Origin of the sequence: Trinickia sp. LjRoot230, assembly GCF_964253315.1 — a bacterium.
Classification (GTDB): domain Bacteria; phylum Pseudomonadota; class Gammaproteobacteria; order Burkholderiales; family Burkholderiaceae; genus Trinickia.
On the sequence record NZ_CAXUQX020000002.1, the window covers coordinates 85,139 to 99,683 of the forward strand.

Sequence of the window (14,545 nt, forward strand, 5' to 3'; positions counted from 1 at the left end):
GCTCATTGCGCCCGATATTCGGCGGCACTGTATTTTTATTAACGGCGGGAGCAAGAGAAAGTTGATATCGCCTGCACCCAAACGTTTGCGCCGAGTAGGGATTGCCCTTATTCCCTTATTCCTTTATTAAGGACTCCTCAGTTTTTCGAGTGCATCCGGCACGATATCGAGCCGATACCCATGTCCGTAGACGGGGTGAAGCCTCAGTCCATTTTCAGGCCGCAACTGCAGTTTCGAACGAACCCGTGACATATGCGTATCGAGCGTGCGGGAGATCGCGTGCGGCGGCTTTCCCCAAACTGTTCCGCCAATATGTTCGCGCGACAAAATGCGGCCGATGTACTGGAACATCAGCAGCACGAGATCGAATTCTCGGCTGGTGAGGTCGATCGGAACGCCGTCGAGCACGCAGGTGCGAGTGGCTGCGTCCACGCGATAGCGGCCGATTTCGATTGGCGGCGGCACAGGTACCGGCTCGGGACTGACCCGGCGAGCGAGCGCGTCAATACGCGCGATAAACTCCGCTTTGCGAATCGGCTTGATCATGTAGTCGTCCGCGCCCGCATCAAGCGCGGAGACGATATCGCTTTCTTGCGAACGGCTTGTCATGAAGATGATCGGCACGCGTTCGCTCAGATTTGCGCGCGCCCATAGCGTGACCTGATGACCTGTGACGCCCGGCACTTGCCAATCGAGCAGTAACATGTCGAACGCCTCGCGCTTCAATTGGCGGATCAACTGGCTCCCGTCGAGGAATACGCGGCATTCATGTCCTTTAGCCGTTAAAACCTCGCGAATATGTTCAATCTGGCTTTCATCGTCTTCCAGATAGGCAATCTTCACTGTTTGCTCCGTGCGCTCAGGCGAATAGGCTTTCGTCGACGCTTGCCGAATCCGGCGCGACAAACTGCGCATTCTAACGCTGGGCCGAGAAAGTGGTATTGCTGGGTGTGCAGGGACAGCAAAATCTTTGGAATTAACAGTTGTTCACATTTGGCTGATTTTTTCAATTGAAGAATTGTTGCTTCAACGATGATTGCGCATCCCCGTCGCTGATGCGCACGCACATCGTTAGCGCTTTACAATTACCGCTTGGTTCTGTCGTTCAAAGCAGTTCGGTAGGCGCATAAAAGCGATTGAAAAATTGAGATGGCCTGCGTAACATCAGGTCACTTTTTCTTTTCCCGACGTGATGTCATCAGAACCCGTCATTTTTCCGCTTCTGCTCAAGCAGCAATCGTTAATCCATCGCGAGAAGTCGCGCCGTTCAAACGCACTTGCTTCAGCGTGCCTTGTATTCGCGGCTTTCGTGCCGCACGCAGCGCACGCAGCTGATTTGCCGGGTAGTGAAGTACCGGCAGGCACGGTCCCTTATCGGGCACTGCCCGGAGATACGCTCTATAGCGTGGCCGAGCGCTACTTGCGCGATCGCAATGATTGGCGCGTGCTGGCACAGTTGAATCACGTCGCAGCTCCGCGCAGGCTTCAACCGGGCAGCACATTGCGCCTTCCGGTCGCGTTGCTCAAGCGAGATTCGCTTGCCGCTCGGGTCGTGGCGACGAGCGGTGCGGTCGAGCGGCTGAGTCGTGCCGCTCCGCCGCTGCCGCTTGCGAACGGGACATCGCTCGGAGAGAGCGATGCAATTGGCACGGGCGCAGACGGTTTTGCAACAATTGAATTTGACGATGGCACCCATATCAGCATTGCGCCACAGAGCACAGTCGAATTCCGCGAGTTGGCCCGCACCGTCGTGAACGGCAGCACAGTGCGGCGCATCGACCTGCGCCGGGGTGAGGTGGACAATGAAGTGACGCATGCGAAATCCAAGCAGGATCGGTTCGAGATCCATGCGCCGTCGATTGTTGCGGGTGTGCGCGGTACGCGTTTTCGTGTGAGCACCGAACCGCGAGCAAGTGCTGTAGAAGTGCTCGATGGTACGGTGGCGGTCGATGGCGAGCATGCGTTGGCGCTTCACGTCAACAAGAAATCAATGACGTCCGGGCAGTTGTTGCCGGCGGGCTATGGCAACGTTACGCAGGCCGGCAAGCCGGTCGGCACTGCGGTGGCGCTGTTGCACGCGCCCGAGCTCATGCAACCGGATCGTGTTCAGTCGGACCCGGACGTTCGCTTCGAACTGATGCCGCTCGAAGGCGCGCGCCGCTACCATTTCGAAATCGCGCGCGATGCAGGCATGCTCGATCGCATTCGCGAGTTGCGCACGAACGGGCCGAATGCTTCATTTGACGATTTGGCCGACGATACCTACTTTGTTCGGGTGTCGGGCATTGACGATGCGGGGCTCGAAGGTATTGGGCGCATCTACGCTTTCGAGCGGCGTCGTTCGCAAGTCATCGCAACGGCCACGCCGGCGCATGGCACACGCAACTACACGTTCCGCTGGTTGGCAAGCCGCGCCGGCGTACCGACGCAATTCCGTTTCATCCTCTCGCGCAACGACGATCTGCGCGACCCGCTCATCGACGCAGTCGACTTGTCGGTCGACCGCCTCGCCGTAGCGGGCTTGCCACCGGGAGTCTATTACTGGGTTGTCGTAGCGGAGCAATTCGAAAGGGGCCGATTCTACGAGACTGCATCAGGCGTGCATTCCTTTACGCTCGCCAATTGAACCTATGCACAGATGAGCCATGAACCCGGGCGTGAAACGCCGCATGACCGCAAAGCCCTGTTGCTGCCGCATTGCATAGGCCGCGAGGCGAGGAGATATCTGATCGAGTGGCTCGCGCTCGGCTGCTTTGCAATTCTGGTGACGGTAGTTTGCATCATGACGCATGCAACGGCCGGGTTGGATCGTGTGGCCTACGATCGCCTGTTGCCTTTCGTTTCTCGGCCGCTCGTGAACGAGATTGCAGTCGTCGGCATCGACGACGACAGCATTGCCGCGTTCGGCCGGTGGCCTTGGTCGCGCGAGCAACAAGCGCGCGTGCTGCGCGCCGTTCGCGCAGCGGGTGCCGCCGCGATCGTCTATGACGTTCTGCTGACGGAGCGGGCAGACGGCGATGCCGTGCTGGCCGATGCAGTTCGTGCCGGGCCGACTTACCTGCCGCTGTTATTGACGCACCCCGAAAACGGCATGTCCGGCGCGGCGTTGCTCCCGCAGGGCGGATTTGCCCGCGCCGCGGCTGGTCTCGGACATGTCGATTTGGAAGCCGACCCTGACGGCATCGTGCGCACCGTCGCACTGGTCAGTGGCGATCCACTCACGCGTAGGCCATACATCGACGTGCCGGTTTATCAGGCGATCAGAGCGGGTACGGTGCCGTTGGCCGGCGGGCGATATGTCGCGCCCAATACGCGTGAGCTCGAGGCTGCGCTGCCATTGGAACCGCGCGTGCTGATTCCGTTCGGATCGGGGCAGGGAGGCTTCGGCGAGATATCCTGCGCGCAACTGCTTGACGGCACATTGACGCCTGATGCGCTGCGCGGCAAGGTGGTGTTTGTCGGCGTCACGGCGGACGGCTTATACGGCCACGTGGTCACGCCGATATCGGGCACGATTGGTCCGCTGCCCGATGTTGCCGTGCATGCGCATGCGTTGAGCGCGCTCTTGACGGGCAGCCTGATTCGCCCCGCGCGCGCAGGCTGGACCATCAGCGCGTCGTTGTTGCCCGCGGTGCTCTTGCTGGCGGGCATTTTTGTGTTGTCGCCGTGGCGCACGCTGTTGCTCGCGATCGGGCTTTCAGCATGTTGTCTGCTCGCCAGTGCGTTGCTGCTGAATCAAGCGCACATTTGGCTTTCGCCCGTTCCCGCGCTCATCGCACTGGCTACGCTTTATCCGCTTTGGAGCTGGCGTCGGCTCGAGATGACCATGTCCCGCCTGCGTCGGGAGCTCGCTCAGCTCGATAGGGAACCGCACCTGTTGCCCGAACCGCCTATGCCCGAGCGGGCGTTCGGCGGCGATATGCTCGAGCGGCAGATCGCACTCGTCGAGCGCGCCGCTCAGCGCTTGCAGGACATGAAACGCTTCGTATGGGACAGCCTCAACAGCGTGCCGGAGCCGGTGCTTGTCGCGGATGGTCAAGGTGTCGTGCTGCTCGCAAACAAGGTAGCGCGCTCGCACTTTGTTCGGCTCGGTATGCCCGAGCCGTGTGGACGCGGGTTGAGTGCGGTGCTGGGCGAGTTTTCGCTGATCAAGACGATGGATGCATCGGGAGATCAGGAAACCGATGTGCGCGCACGTTGGCCGGCTATCCTCGATCCGCGCGGGCCGTTGGTCGGCATCGTCAAACGCGGCCTGGAAATTCGTGACCGGACCGGACACGATTATCTGCTGCGTTATGCGCGCTGCAGGAACGAACACGGTCAGGAATCGGGCAGTTGGGTTGCGGCACTCGTTGAAGTCACGACATTGCACGCAGCCGAGCGAGGGCGCGAAGATGCGTTGCAGCTTCTTTCGCATGACATGCGCTCGCGGCACGCATCGATTCTCGCGCTCGTAGAACTCGAGCGGACGAGCACCGATTCGGACCGTACGCGCGCGCTGCTCGAGCGCATCGAACGGCATGCGCAACGAGCGCTGAAGCTGGCGGACGACTTCGTACAACTCGCGCGCGCGGAATCGCAGGCGTATTCGCTCGAGCCGACGAACTTTGTCGATATCGTCAGCGACGCCAGCGATGAGGTCTGGCCGCAGGCCCATACCAAAGGCATTCGTGTCGAGACGCACCTCGATGAGGAACCGTATTGGGTCTACGCCGACCGTTCGCTGATGACGCGCGCCATCGTGAACGTCATCAATAACGCAATCAAGTACAGCCCGAACGATACCGTTGTCGACGTAACGGTCAAGATGATCGCGCACGAGCCGCGACGCGTGCAATGTATCGTGGCGGACCGGGGCTACGGTATCCCATTGACGATGCAGCGCTATCTGTTCGAGCCGTTCCGTCGTTTTCAGGCGCCGGGGCAGCCAAGTTCCAGCGGGGCCGGCCTGGGCATGGCATTCATCAAAGCGGTGGTGGTGCGGCACGGCGGCGAGGTGCGTGTCGACAGCGAACCGGGACGCGGGACATCCGTCATGATCGCGTTGCCGACGCACGATATTGCTACCAACCACGGATGAGAGAGGTCAAGAGCGGTGCCTGATTTTTGCCATGTGGAGGGCAGACAAACCATGCGAGCGCCAATCGTGATGGCCATGACATTGTGCGTTGCCGCGGTGATCGCCGGATGCGCCAGTATCGAATCGGACGTTCGCGCATCGTCCGATCCAGCCGTGCGCCTCGAGCCGCAATCGAGCGGCTATGTACTCGAGCCGGGTCCGTTGCCGGCGATGCGGGCCGGCGCTGCGGGTTATGAAGCCGCAGTGCGGCAAGCGCTCGCGCAACGCGGCTTTGAAGCAGCGCCTGAGGCACAGGCGCGCTATCGCGTCTCGCTAGCATACGAAACGCATCCGAACTCGATTGCGTTGCTCGAAGGAAATCATTGCGCGGAAAATGGCGATTGTCGTGAGCCCCCGCGTTCGTGGTTGTTTCTGTGGCCGGGTCAAAAGGCGTTCGTTCATTCGCTGACGCTGCGCTTTTTTGACCGGGCGAGCGGTCATGAAGTGTATAAGGTTGTCGCGTCTTCGCGTGATCGTTACGCGGATGTCGGCCGTGCGATGCCCTATCTGATTGAAAGCGTCTTTGCACGCATGCCCTATCCGGGGCAGGGAAACTGGCGCGTCAAGCTGCATCCGGGCAAGGATGGAACGACGCCGGTTATCGTATCCGCGAACATGTACGGAGGCTGATAACGTTGTTGAGCTCACCTAACTAGCAAGCTTGTCAGGTTCGCATTGTGCTGGCCGCTGATAGATTCGCGCAACGATGCGCGAGCGCGGGAAAGCCCGCGGGCAGGCGCGTGCAAAACGCATGAGCGAACGGATAAGATCGATGGTCGACGAGAGGTGGGCATGCACGAAGGCCTCGGCAGCATGTCTGATGGCGGCCGTTTTGGCGAGTACGCCATCTGAGGGCAGGTCGGAGGCGGTAGCGCTCGCGAGCAACGTGGGCGTCGTCGCCCACGTCAATGGTGTGGTGATTACCGACGCCGCGTTGAATGCGGCGCTGGCGGTATCGGGCAAGCCCGATACCGCCGCGCTGCGGTCCGATCTCAAACAACGATTGATTGCACGCGAGCTGTTGCGCCAAGCCGCCGCGGCCGAGGTCCGTCTTTGTCGGAGTGCGACATACGATGGCCCCGCATCGAACGAGTCGGCCGAACTTTCGCCGTGCGTCGAACATGCGATCGGCGAGTACTTGCGTTCAGTTTTGCATCCCGGTGCCGTCACCGATGCCGACGTGCGCGAGCGCTATGCTCAATTCGTTTCCGAGCGCGGACTTCCTGCTGAAGCCGAGTCAAGCCTCACCGCACTGCGAGAGCGCATCCAGACAGAACGGTTCGAGCATGCGTTGCAACAGTTCGTCGATCGTTTGTTGAATGAGGCAGACGTGCTCCAATGAGTTAATTCATTTTCCATTCGAGTGGCAAGATGGCGGTAATCTTCCGTAGAATGCCGTAATCGCCGCAGCAACGCGCGCGTGCTTCATACGTAGTCAGACCTACTCGACAACGAGGCAGAAGCGGGCCACTACCATGATCGATACGATACAGCTGCAGCAACACGTTGACGATCCGCCGCGGATAGTCCGCCGCATCACCGGTTGGTATGCCGATTTATTGCTGGTCGCGTTTGCGCTTTTACCTGCGTATCTGATTGCCTACCTGTACTACTTTCAAGATTCCCGCCTTGTTTTCGAAAATCATCTGTTTCATGAAATCGCTATTGGCGTTGCGACGTTAGAGGGTCTCTTTGTTTGTTACGTGACGTGGCAGTGCTATCGGCGCTCTGGCGAGCCGATTCTTCGATGGCTGACACTTGGATTCGCCGGGTTTGCGGCGATCTATGCGCCGCATGGCGCATTCACGCCGCTCGCGCATCACAATATGTGGCTCTTTTTGCTGTACGGGCCCGCCTCGCGTTTCGTCATGGCACTGTTGCTATTTGCCGGGTTGCTCTCTTATCAGTCATCGCCCGATGCACTCGCGCGTCGAGAGGACCGTTGGTTTTGGTCGGCCTGGATCGTGGGGTTCATCGTCATCGATCTGCTCGTCGCCGTGCTGGCCAATTCGCCTTTTGCGGGTGCACTCGGGACGCGGCTTGCACTCGAAGGCGGCGCCATGGTCGTGTCGCTCGTCAATGTCGGCTGCATGCTCATGCGCAGGCTGCGCTCGCCGCTAATGCTCGTCTTCGGCGTTTCGGTCGTGGCCTTTGGACTCTCGTCCTTCGCGTTTTTGCTTGGTAAGCCGTGGAACCACATGTGGTGGCTCGCCCATGCCATTTTTGCCGGCGGTTTCCTGCTGCTGAGCTATGGCATCGTGCAGGCCTTTCATACGACGCACTCGTTCTCGACCATTTACAGTCAAGAAGAGTTGATGGCGCGTCTGCGCGAATCGATGGCACACACCGAGAGCGCGGTACAGGAGCTGCAGCGGACCAATCAAAAACTCGAGCAGCTTGCTGCTGCGGATCCGCTAACGGGTGCTATCAACCGCAAAATGTTTATCGAACGCGTCGAGCGCGAGATCATGCAGGCTGGTACTGGCGAAAAGCCGTTCTCATTGCTTGCGCTCGATCTCGATAACCTCAAGCGCATCAATAGCCAGTTTGGACGAGAGACAGGCGACCAGGTCCTCAGGAGCGTTGTCGAGATTTGTCTCGATGCGGTGCGTCCTCACGACGGCATTGCGCGCGTTGGCGGCGAAGAATTTATGGTGTTGCTGCCGCGTGCGGCGCTCGATGTCGCGTTGATGATCGGCGAGCGAATTCGCTCGGCGGTGCAAGCGACACCTTTCACGAGCGGCGAAGAGCGTTTCTCGGTGACGGTCAGTATTGGCATTGCGCAATACGCGCACGACGGCACGACATGCGATGCTCTGATGCATGCGGCAGACGAACGGTTGAATCGCGCAAAGAATCATGGCCGCAACTGTGTGATTGCCGTTTGACTTTGGCGCGGCGCAAAGGCGCACATCATCAACGGCGCGCTAACGAGCGCGGCGCTCGCCCAAAACGTCACCGGGGCACCGAAGCTTTGCCAAAGCCAGCCGGCAAGCAGGCTCGAGAACAACATCGCAGCGCCGCTCGCCAGATTGAACAAACCGAAGGCCGTGCCGCGCAGCGCGGCCGGCGAGGCGTCGGCGACCATGGCCGCCAGGATGCCTTGGGTGAACCCCATGTGAAGGCCCCATAGCGCCGCGCCGCCGTACACGAACGCGGGCGAAGTCTTATAGCCAAGCAAGAGGTCGGCCGCAATCAGCAACACGAGGCCGATCGCGAGCAGCACACGGCGATCGGCGCGATCCGACAATTTGCCCACAGGGTAGGCCGATAACGCGTAAGCGATATTCATGACCGCCATGACTGCCGGCACCCACGCGAGGTCGAACCCCGCCTGCTGCGCACGCAAGACGAGAAACGCTTCGCTGAAACGTGCAAGCGTAAAGGTCGCGCCGATCGCAACGACGAACCAGTAGCGGCCCGTGAACTCACGCACTGCGCTCCATTGCAACGGGGATTTGAAACGCCGCGGCGTCGTGTCGGGATCGCGATCGGGCTCGCGCACGCCGAACAGCAACACCCCGACGCAGACGAATGCGGGAATGACCGCAAACCAGAGCACGGTGCGGATGTGGTCCGCGAAGGCGAACATCAGCGCGATGGCGGCGAGCGGGCCGGCGACGGCGCCGATGGTGTCCATCGATTGGCGCAGCCCGTAGCACGCGCCGCGGATCGTTGCGGGCGCAACGTCTGCGACGAGCGCATCACGCGGCGCGCCGCGAATACCTTTGCCGATGCGATCGACCATGCGTGCGACGACGACGGTGGCGCTCGACATGGCGAGCGGAAACAGCGGCTTGGTTAGCGCTGCCAGCCCGTATCCGACGAGCAACAAGCCACGGCGCTTGCCGAGCCAGTCGCTCAGCGGGCCGGAGAACACTTTGACAATCATCGTCGCCGCTTCGGCGGCGCCTTCCAGCGCGCCCAGCGCAACGACGCTCATGCCCATCGTCGAAACCAAAAATATCGGCAGCAACGCATGAATCAGTTCCGATGACAGATCCATGAAGAGGCTGACAAATCCGAGCGCCCACACCGTACGCGGGATGGGCGGGCGAGAAAGCGAAGGCGAACGGATAGTCATCGGCTGATTCGGGTAAACGCAAATGGTTTGGCAATTCGACTGCGCTGCATAGGCGTCACGCCGATTCTGTCACAGTGCATTCATCAGATGGATGGTGATCGTTGGCATTGTATTGCGGCCTCGTTTCGCATAACCGAGCGTTTCTTCGCGCATTTAATTCGGATTCCTAAATGTAATTGGTAGCGTGTGAGCGCCCGCTATGCGGAACCGGGCCTGACAAGCAAACCGGCTACGGAGTTCCGGAGGTTTGTCTCGAGGATGCGGCTCGTTTCCGAGCCGGCAGCCACGCGTCGTTGCGCTCCGTCTCTATCTGTTATCGGTTGCGTTAATCCATGATGCTACAAAGCGGTTCCTGCGATACGTCTTCTGAACGGTCGACGTGGGAGCTTGGCAGGCGCCGGCTCGTCGATCTCGCGACGGTTACTTATACTTTTGGAGGCTATGCTTTTGCGCTCTATCTGGTGACGCGGCACGGTTGGCTTGTGCCGTCAGCCGGCGCATTGCTGATGGTGCATACGATGATCCTCAGCGCGCTGCTTACGCACGAGTGCATGCACGAGACGATGGCCAAAAGCGCTGCACTGAACGCCTGGCTTGGCAAAGCGATGACGCTCGTCAGCGGAGCCTGCTACGTACCGTATGCATTGCTCAAGAAACAGCATCTCGATCATCACCGAAACCGCGTGGGATACGACGGCTTTTCATTGACGCGCTGGGTCGCGCAATTGCCCGCGCCGCTGAGGCAACTGACGATCGGTCTCGAGTACATGTACTTTCCGGTACTCAGTATCGCGGCGCGTATTCGCTCGCTCGCGGTGCCGCTCATCGAGCCGCGCCATCGGAGACTGAAAGCCAGGATAGGAACGGTGCTGATCCTCCGGGCAAGCGGCTACGGCATTCTTTTTTGGGTATCGCCCTGGAGTTGGCTTTGGATCTTCTCCGCATACTTAGGAATGCTTACCATTTTGCGTATCTACGATTGCTTTCACCACACCTTCGATGTGATTGCGTTGGGTGCACCGATGCCGCAACTCGATCGCGAATATGAACAGCGCAATACGTATTCGTCGCTGCTCAGTGCAAAGCGGCCGTGGCTTAACGGTATTTTCCTCAATTACGGCTATCACAATGCGCACCACGCGCGTCCGCGCGCGCACTGGAGCGAGCTGCCCCGTATCGATGAAGCGTTATATCCGGCAACACGCGCGCATTGCATTTATTTCAACGAACTGTTGCGCTGGTATCACCGCCATCGAACTGCGCGTGTGGTCAACGGCCTCGGCCGACCGGAGGTCAGCGGCGGACGTCTGCTGATGGACCACTATTACGGAATCATCATGAATATCTCCTTTATTGTTTACGACGTGTAAGCGGAGCGCGGCAAATGGATCACGAAATAGACGAGGACGACGATATCGTGCTGCTCTCCACGGCCGGCCGCAATGACGCGCACGCCGAGGCCGGCGCGCCCGGAGAAGCATTTTCTTATCAGGCTGCCGCCGGGTATATGAAACGCCCGGGCTCGCTGTTCATGTACATGGCGGTCATCGCGCCAGGTGAAACCATTCCGCCCCATCTGCACCCGGCCGGCACCGAGACGATCCTTTATGTGCTGAGCGGTAACGTTGAACATCGATACGGGCGCGCGATGCAAAAGTCGATGCTCAACCAGCCCGGCGATTTCGTCTATATACCGGGCAATGTGCCGCATCAGCCTGTCAATCTGAGCGCGACCGAACCGGTCAAGGCCATCGTGGCTTGCAACTTCGATTTGAACGTCAAGACCAATTCGATCCCGTACGCAAATAGCGGCCTCGGCTAATTCACTCAGGTTTGAGCAAGCCAAACCCTAGGCTGCACGTCATCTCAAAATTCCGTTGACAAGTATGCGGCTCGCATGGAAACTCATCGATATGCATACGCTCGCCCACATCGCCATTAATCGCCCGATGCACGCCCACTGGGGCGCATCATCGGGGGCGTACGCGCGTTAGAAACAGCACGATGCACGACAAGGCCCCCCGGAAACGGATGGGGCCTTTTTTGTTTGTGTGGCGCCCTCCGTCTGCCGGTTCAATCGACGGAGAGAACGATGACCGAAAGCACCCCGCAGTTCGATTGCCGCACGCTACCCCTGCGCCGCTCGCAGGCCCGAGGCGCGAAATTGACGATCGTCGTGCACGCCACGCTCCAGCCGGGCAACCCGGTGGGGTGGCGCATGCACGCGGACACCGACGTGCGCGCAGAAGGGGCCTCGGTATGGCTGACGCGCGCAGGCTGCCTCGATGACTACTGGCTGCGGCCGGGCGATGTCGTGCGCCTCGCGCGCGGCGAACGGGTGTGGTTGAGCGCGGAAGGCGAGGCACCGCTACAGGTGACGCTGACGAGCCAATGCAGCGAACGACGACGGCTGCTGCGTAGATGGCTCGACCGCATTCACGCGTGGTTTTCGGCAGGGGCGCCGCCGCTGGGTGCCTGAGCTGCGCCGTCCGAGGTTTGCGCAATGCGGCTGAGCATGGGGCTCAGGCCGCTTGCGCCGCTCTTTTTAGCGCGCCGACGGCGCCACGCCGTTGGCTGGCGATAGCAACAATAGCGTCGTTGTCTTTACCGCTCGCGATCAGTATCTCGTGGAGCGCGCGCACGTGTCGTAGCGTGGGGGCGCCACCGTCGTGGCTCGCCATGTTGACGATATCGGCCGTTGTATAGCCAAGCTTGATCAGGGCGTGATGGAGTTTCGAAACTTGGCGTAACGCCTGAGCACCGCCTCCGTTCGCGGCGATTTTGACGATATCGGTCCGCGTGTAGCGGAGCGTGTCAAGCGAGGCGTGCAGTTCCCACATTGTTTGCAATGCCCGCGCGCCTCCGGCCTTACGAGCGATCTTGACGATATCGGCGCAAGCATAGTCGATTGCGTCAAGCGCGTGATGAAGATCGAACACCTTCTGCAATGCTTGCGCGCCGCCGTCTTTGCCAGCGATTTCGATGATGTCGGGCGGTTCGTAGCGAAGCGCTATTAGCGGGTCGTGAAGCTCGCACACCTTGTCCAATGCACGTGCGCCGCCGATATTGCCCGCGATCTTGACGATATCGGGCGGCTCGTAGCCAAGCGCTGTTAGCAGGTCGTGAAGTTCGCACACCTTGTCCAATGCACGTGCGCCGCCGATATTGCCCGCGATCTTGACGATATCGGGCAGCTCGTACCCAAGCGCTTTTAGCGGAGCATGAAGCTTGTGCACTTTTTCCAATGCTAGTGCACCGCCGTTGTTGCTTGCGATCTTGACGATATCGGCATTCGTGTAGCGGAGTTTGACCAGCGCTGGATGAAGCCTGCGCACCTGCTCGAGGGCGTAGGCTCCGCCGTTGTTCGCGGCGATCTTGATGATATCGGCGTCGCTGTAGTGAAGCTTACGGAGCGGGGCATGAAGCATCCGAAGCTGCTGCAAAGTTCGATTACTACCATAGTTCTTGGCGATCTTGGCAATGTCGGCCGCGCTGAAACTGTACGGCGGGCCATTCAATGCGAGATCGTGTTCGGCGTGCGTCGAATCGACAGTAGTACCGTGAATGACCGAACTGGCGGCTGTTGTACGCGTTCCCGAGCTCACGACGGGACGCCGAAGCGCTTGAAGGCCGGCAAGGCTATCTGGGGCAGGGGGTTGCTTGAAGAAAAAACGCGGATATGACTGTGACGCATCTTCGGTTCGAGCATTTGCAGGCGATGTTGGTCCGGTGCATGCGAGCCCTTCAATATGTATCCGATACATAGCGTGTTAAATGCAATTGCGTTGGGATGAAAGGAGAGCAGTTGTAACATTGCGCGCAGACCATACGCCTTCTTCCAGCGAAGCTGGCTACCGGGGACCGAACAGGACATTGGGCTGCGAGCCGCCAAGCCATGTGCATCGCTCGATCGGGCCGTGCAAACATTCGCCGCAAATCGCGTTGTTTCGCAACTGACCTTCCGGGAATTTGCCCTGATGTTATTAATAGGTGCGTTAGACAACAGGAGTAAATGATGGTGTCGAATGTGAGTGGCGCGGAGGGTCCGGGCAAACCGCACCGCTATGAAGTGGGCGGCGACGCGGCAAAGCCGGAGCGCGTTGCTCGGGGGCCGGCGCCGCGCGCACCCGACGAGCGATTTCCGCCGCCGAGATCATCGCCTTTTGCGTCGCCGCCTGACCAGCCTCGCCGCGACGGTGTGACGGCGGCTCCGGTCGGCGCCCCGAACGCGGACATTCCCGACGAATATCTGGCGCGACTCGATGCGACGATTGATGCCAATTTCCCCCCTCGTTACCTCAGATATCCCGAAGAAGTGTTTAGCGGATATCCGCCCTATTTGAAGCGAGAAGGAGAGTTGCATTATGTGCCGGAGGTGGTTGCCCGATATAACCCGTTCAACTTGACGATTCCGTATCGCCTTCAAAGCTACGAGACGTTGTACGACCATACAAGAGTTCCGCTCGATAGCTCCAATCCGTGGGTGGCAACTCGATGGGAGCTTGGAAGAAGCCTCGCGATCCGCACGCATCTTGATCTCGTGAAGCAGTACAACATTGCCTACGTCACCTTGCTGCGCGCGGTGAACGGATCGGGTGCAGCGCTGGCGGAACTCAAGACACTATTCACCGGAAACAAGATCCTCGAGACCGCAGAGGTGCGCGTCGAATTCATGAACACAAAAAGTACGCGCGACGACCACCTACAGACTTTTGTCGACGCGATGATTGGGCTTCTTTGCGTGGACGTGCTGCGTTCCTCGGATTCCCAGATCTCCACCGCCGCTCGAATCCGCGCGCTGGAAATATTAAGAGATGATTTCAATCTCGATGCGATAGCAACGGCGTTGACGACGAGAGGCGACGCCTTGGGGTTCCGCCTTACCGCCGGCCAGGAAGTTTACGACTTGATTCCGCGGACCTTCGTTACCAAGCGAGAGGAGGCGGGTGGCACGCCGCACGACGACCTCTTTTGGAAGAACGAAAAGATCAAGGAAATATTTCCGTCGAAGCCGCACCCGGGCGGCCTGGGAAACATCGTCGACTTGGACGAAGGCTTGCGTGAGCTCGTATCGAAATATCCGCGCGAGGCCGTGCAAGTGCTTCTAAGCGTGGTGCGCACCCAGAACTTTCAGGTCGATCAGACGCTGGCATTTCATGCCTTGGTCGCGTTGACCAAGCTCGATGAATCTCGAAAGGAGATTGTTTTTGGCAGCGGCGCGAGCTATCGCAAGCGCGACTCAGCCAATAAGAGCTTTCAGGAAAGAATGAGCCGGGCACTGAATGGCGTTCGCAATGCGAATGACCGCACCGGTGAGCACTAAGGTTGAGTAACTCCGATTG

12 protein-coding genes are annotated in these 14,545 nt (G+C 59.6%); 9 read left to right on the forward strand and 3 right to left on the reverse strand.

All coding sequences use genetic code 11. The features are described from left to right. Positions 1-126: 126 nt before the first annotated feature. A complete protein-coding gene (locus ACSQ20_RS19675; RefSeq protein ID WP_436023386.1) occupies positions 127-843 on the reverse strand; it encodes a response regulator transcription factor in 717 nt (238 codons plus the stop codon). 466 nt (positions 844-1,309) lie between these two features. On the opposite strand from ACSQ20_RS19675, the gene ACSQ20_RS19680 reads away from it, so the two are divergent. The 5 genes from ACSQ20_RS19680 (at position 1,310) to ACSQ20_RS19700 (ending at position 8,007) form a co-directional block, all read left to right on the forward strand. Continuing rightward, complete coding sequence (locus ACSQ20_RS19680; RefSeq protein WP_436023388.1) at positions 1,310-2,626, forward strand: FecR family protein; 1,317 nt, start codon at positions 1,310-1,312, stop codon at positions 2,624-2,626. Positions 2,627-2,638: 12 nt separating this feature from the next. Then, entirely contained in the window at positions 2,639-5,080 is a 2,442-nt protein-coding gene (locus ACSQ20_RS19685) for a CHASE2 domain-containing protein (protein WP_436023390.1), read from the forward strand. A gap of 51 nt (positions 5,081-5,131) precedes the next feature. After that, positions 5,132-5,749 (forward strand): DUF4136 domain-containing protein, encoded by a 618-nt coding sequence (locus ACSQ20_RS19690; protein WP_436023392.1) that lies wholly within the window; start codon positions 5,132-5,134, stop codon positions 5,747-5,749. A 121-nt stretch (positions 5,750-5,870) separates the two neighbouring features. Then, positions 5,871-6,461, forward strand: a complete 591-nt coding sequence (locus ACSQ20_RS19695; protein ID WP_436023394.1) for a hypothetical protein — start codon at positions 5,871-5,873, stop codon at positions 6,459-6,461. 133 nt (positions 6,462-6,594) lie between these two features. Further along, positions 6,595-8,007: a diguanylate cyclase gene (locus ACSQ20_RS19700; protein ID WP_436023396.1), complete on the forward strand. Its 1,413-nt coding sequence runs from the start codon at positions 6,595-6,597 to the stop codon at positions 8,005-8,007. Here the strand turns inward: ACSQ20_RS19700 and ACSQ20_RS19705 are convergent. After that, positions 7,977-9,203: an MFS transporter gene (locus ACSQ20_RS19705; protein ID WP_436023398.1), complete on the reverse strand. Its 1,227-nt coding sequence runs from the start codon at positions 9,201-9,203 to the stop codon at positions 7,977-7,979. The genes ACSQ20_RS19700 and ACSQ20_RS19705 overlap by 31 nt on opposite strands. Before the next feature lie 332 nt (positions 9,204-9,535). Here ACSQ20_RS19705 and ACSQ20_RS19710 point away from each other — a divergent pair, with 332 nt between their 5' ends. From ACSQ20_RS19710 to ACSQ20_RS19720, 3 genes are all read left to right on the forward strand, one after another. Beyond that, on the forward strand, positions 9,536-10,573 hold the full coding sequence (locus tag ACSQ20_RS19710; protein ID WP_436023400.1) for a fatty acid desaturase family protein: 1,038 nt from the start codon (positions 9,536-9,538) through the stop codon (positions 10,571-10,573). Positions 10,574-10,587: 14 nt separating this feature from the next. Beyond that, positions 10,588-11,025 carry a cupin domain-containing protein gene (locus ACSQ20_RS19715; RefSeq protein WP_436023402.1) on the forward strand — a complete coding sequence of 146 codons (438 nt, stop codon included), beginning with the start codon at positions 10,588-10,590 and terminating at the stop codon, positions 11,023-11,025. 270 nt (positions 11,026-11,295) lie between these two features. Next, complete coding sequence (locus tag ACSQ20_RS19720) at positions 11,296-11,682, forward strand: DUF2917 domain-containing protein (RefSeq protein WP_436023404.1); 387 nt, start codon at positions 11,296-11,298, stop codon at positions 11,680-11,682. Between the two features lie 43 nt (positions 11,683-11,725). Here the strand turns inward: ACSQ20_RS19720 and ACSQ20_RS19725 are convergent, their stop codons facing one another. Next, positions 11,726-12,808: a TAL effector repeat-containing protein gene (locus ACSQ20_RS19725; protein ID WP_436023406.1), complete on the reverse strand. Its 1,083-nt coding sequence runs from the start codon at positions 12,806-12,808 to the stop codon at positions 11,726-11,728. A gap of 407 nt (positions 12,809-13,215) precedes the next feature. On the opposite strand from ACSQ20_RS19725, the gene ACSQ20_RS19730 reads away from it, so the two are divergent. Then, positions 13,216-14,526 carry a hypothetical protein gene (locus tag ACSQ20_RS19730; protein WP_436023408.1) on the forward strand — a complete coding sequence of 437 codons (1,311 nt, stop codon included), beginning with the start codon at positions 13,216-13,218 and terminating at the stop codon, positions 14,524-14,526. The last annotated feature ends 19 nt before the right edge of the window (positions 14,527-14,545 follow it).